Here is a 3,705-nt window from a genome sequence, read left to right on the forward strand (position 1 = left end):
AAGTCCTTGGCAGTATAGTCTTGAAGTATTTCAAGGCATACCGCCAAGGATTTTTCTTGCCGTGCCATAGTCGGAGGAAGTTAGTCTGAGGTACGAAGACTGTCTTTCTGCGACGACGGCTGGCTTTTATAAAGGTAATGTAGAGCTTTAATCAATTCGCAATCCACATGAAAAAAGCAAGTACCCAGGCATTCTCATATAATATGATGTCGTAGTAGAATATGAAGAACTGCTGATATTCAACCAGTTGTTCTTGTGCAAATGCAAAAGCTCGTCACCCGATAAAGTGAGCTGGAGTCTTTTCATACTGTAAGAAAGTTGAAAGCCAACATTGTTGGATACTCGCTCCAAGCCACTTCCATTGGTCTTGCTGATGGCATATCTTATAGATCCTTTGAAATGATCATATTTAAAATATGTGTACAAATGCGCCTCGTACTGCTCATTGTCTTGTTCTTTACCAGCGTAACTTGTGTACATACTTTTCTTGTACAAGCCACCAATGTCAAAATTGAATATTGATTTGAACCTTGTCGTAAAGTAAATTTCTCCCTTTGGCACATTCACCTTTGTGTTGAACCTCATACCATTTAAAGAACTTGCCACACAGCTATTGGTCCACGCCACTTTCACGTTTGCATCTACCGGCCAGTGTCCTAAGCCCTTGGTTACAACACCATGCAAAGACATCCATTCTTCATTGCCCCCATCCATATAAGTCTGTTTTCTTGTGACTCCATGTTGTGTGGCATCAGCCAATCCGTCTCCCTTTGTTTTGGAATACATGCCCGAAACAAACAGCAACAGATTGCTATAATTATTGATAAGACGATAGTGTATGGAATATGAATCCTTGCTGACAAATGGTGAATGAATGGAAGATGGCATCTGTATCCTGTCGTATGCTAGATGTACAGGAAAGTCTGCCATTTTACTAAGTTCTATCTGCGAAGTCTCCCTGCTACCAGTTAAGATAAGTTCGCTCTTGGGACTGAACACTAGTCGAAGCAATGAATTATAGTTGAACCTGACGGAACTGCTTGCGCTCTCAGTTGAACGTTCATATTTATTTCCTGTTAAAGAAGCATTGATTTTGAATCTCAGCAGTCCTGTAGTCTTTTCAAAGATGAGTGAACCGATTAATTTCTTATATATACCCTCTGTACTATTGTCATCCAAAGAATAATCCTCCGCATGCAATTTGTCCTTGTTGTAGTCATGGCGAAAAGCAAAAGCCATACTATAACCTTCTGGCAAAGACCATTTTCCACCTGCTTCTAAAGCATATAAATAGTTCTCTGTTGACAAATATGAACGAATGCCACACAGTCCAGCCTCCTGCACATAGTAAGTAGGCAACAGAAGACTGTCATTAAGAACATTTAATTTCTCTTCTTGCGACTTGCGTCCAAAGGTCATCAAAGCATATAGAGATGTTTTTCCGAAATTGCCAGTGACTTGTACGGATTGTCTTAAATCTTTCTTGTTCAGTTTCTTGCATTCTTCCAAATCCATGCTATTGTTGCCCCAATATGTCATTTGCTGAGTTGCCGAATAGTCGGACAGTTTAGCAAACGTAGAAGAAAGTATCTCCAGTTTGTTTGTCGGTTGCCACTTTATCCTCACATTGGCGGAGCCTGTCTTATTGTCTTTCTCTGTGGAATCGTTGTACTCTGTCTCAAGCGAAGAGGCGAAATAGAAACTGTTGTTTCTGTCGAAGGCATTCATCTTCGCTTTGTTTAGCAAGATTCCTATCTTGATGTCTAAGTTGTTGGAAGGTGCATACGCACCATTTAGAATAAGGGCAGAGTTTGCGTTGCGATACACATTGGAAGGAGGTGTCAGCATGGCACTCTCTTCCTCGGAAATTTGCATCTGGCTCACGCCACCTGATGAAAGTCCGCCGAAATTCATGATGCTACCTATGTAATCTTCCAAGGAAAGAATTTCCTTGCCCAAGTTGTTTGATGACAAAGCAGCGGAAAACGAACCTTTCTTACCGATGAGCAAGGAAGTTAACTTGCCTTGATACTTGTTCAATATGCCTCCACCTGCATCTAACTTCGAGGTGAAGCGCAACGATTCTGATGTCTTGATGTTCAAGGCTGTTCTTTGATCACTGTTTCTTAAAGAATTGGCGAGAGTCCCGTCATTCCAATTGCGCAGAATTTCGGCTCCGCTCACCACATCGGCAGGCAAGCCGTTGAGCATCATTCCGCTACCTGTAGACATCACGTCATTGCCATTGACAAGGATTTTGTCAATGGCCTTCCCCTCATATTTCACCTTTCCGGTCTCGCTCACTTCCATGCCAGGCAAACGCCGCAAAACATCAGAGACATTCTCCTCCGCACCAGTCTTGAAATGGTTAACATCGAAAATTATACTATCCCCTCTGGTTTTTATGCCAGAGTAATTGCCTTTGACCACGACCTCGCCCAACTCTTGCGATTTTGCATGAAGGGTTATCAGGCATGATGACTGCGATGAATCATATTTCATCACAAGACTTTCATACCCTATGCTTTTCACATGCAGCCATGCATGATGTACAGATATAGAACTTAAATGGAAAATGCCCTTGTTGTCAGTCACGGCATATGTCAGGATGGATTGTTTGGCAAGGCTGTCTGGATAAAGCATGACATTTGCCATAGCTATTGGCTTTCCATTGTCATCAATAACCTTGCCGGACAATCGCTCTTGGGCAAATGAAAACATACTACTACACAATAAGTATAGTAGTATGCCAATAGTTTTAATATGGAGTTTATGCTTCATTTACATACGAATAATTCTTACCTTGCCTGCTTCTGCACCACGAGATTTAATTTTTTCAGCTTCCAACTTGTTGAATTCTTCCTGTGAGACAACCTTGCCTTTTGTCGGAATCTCAAAACTTGGAGTCTCATTAAGATTGACCATTTCTTGCAACACATACGAATAAGTTGGCGTATCAAGTTGCATCACAATTCCTGGCAGTCCCAAATATCCCAACGGACCTACACCCAATGGTATCTCCGTGCAAAACCATGCGGTAACAGGTATGTTACCCGTTGCCGTAGCCTTTGTGCATTCCTTGCCATTTATTGTTTTTTTCTCGTTAGTGAGAGTCCACTCATAAGGTTTGTATTTATCCTTTATGAGGAAGAGTTTGTCAACAATGTACTTCTGTGCAAACACAGAATCCTTTGCCATGTCGATATAAATATCTCCAGTCACTCCAACGACCTTTATGCCAGTATCACCTTCATTGGAGCCTTCGCTGAAAGAATATTTTCCATCAGCATAAAACATTGTGAACGTTTTCTTGTCATTCTGGAATTTCTGAATTACCATTTCACGAATGTGTGCATCCTCAATGTTCTTTACAGCATCAGAGATTACATGTGTTGCCGCATAAGTACACTTTACGTTTTGTGATTGAGCAGACACACTGCCCAAGCCAATAATGCTCATTAGAATAAGCAATAAATGTTTCATATTAGTTAAGAATTGTAGATGAGGGAGTGTCAAAATGAGTAACTCTTAAGCATAAAATTTCCATTTGATTTACATCTTGGCACTCCCTCACGAATTAACCATTAATCATCAATTGTAATTTCTACTCTCTCGTAGTAAATGTCCATAGATCCATCTGTATATTCAATGATGACCAAAGTCTCTCTAACATACACCTGTTTTGGAGATGTCGGATTTGCTGTA

Annotated in this window: 2 protein-coding genes; both read right to left on the reverse strand. The window is 40.9% G+C overall.

Annotation, left to right across the window (positions count from 1 at the left end; genetic code table 11):
- Window positions 1-147: 147 nt before the first annotated feature.
- On the reverse strand, window positions 148-2,781 hold the full coding sequence (locus KTQ90_RS12840; protein WP_217348264.1) for a carboxypeptidase-like regulatory domain-containing protein: 2,634 nt from the start codon (window positions 2,779-2,781) through the stop codon (window positions 148-150).
- Entirely contained in the window at window positions 2,782-3,483 is a 702-nt protein-coding gene (locus KTQ90_RS12845) for a GLPGLI family protein (protein WP_084791361.1), read from the reverse strand.
- Between the last annotated feature and the right edge of the window lie 222 nt (window positions 3,484-3,705).

This window comes from Leyella stercorea (genome assembly GCF_019052365.1).
In the GTDB taxonomy this organism is placed as follows: domain Bacteria; phylum Bacteroidota; class Bacteroidia; order Bacteroidales; family Bacteroidaceae; genus Prevotella.

Bases quoted from the DNA above. Each gene is read 5' to 3' on its own strand.
- KTQ90_RS12840 (WP_217348264.1), bottom strand. From the start codon at position 2,781: ATGAAGCATAAACTCCATATTAAAACTATTGGCATACTACTATACTTA.
- KTQ90_RS12845 (WP_084791361.1), bottom strand. From the start codon at position 3,483: ATGAAACATTTATTGCTTATTCTAATGAGCATTATTGGCTTGGGCAGT.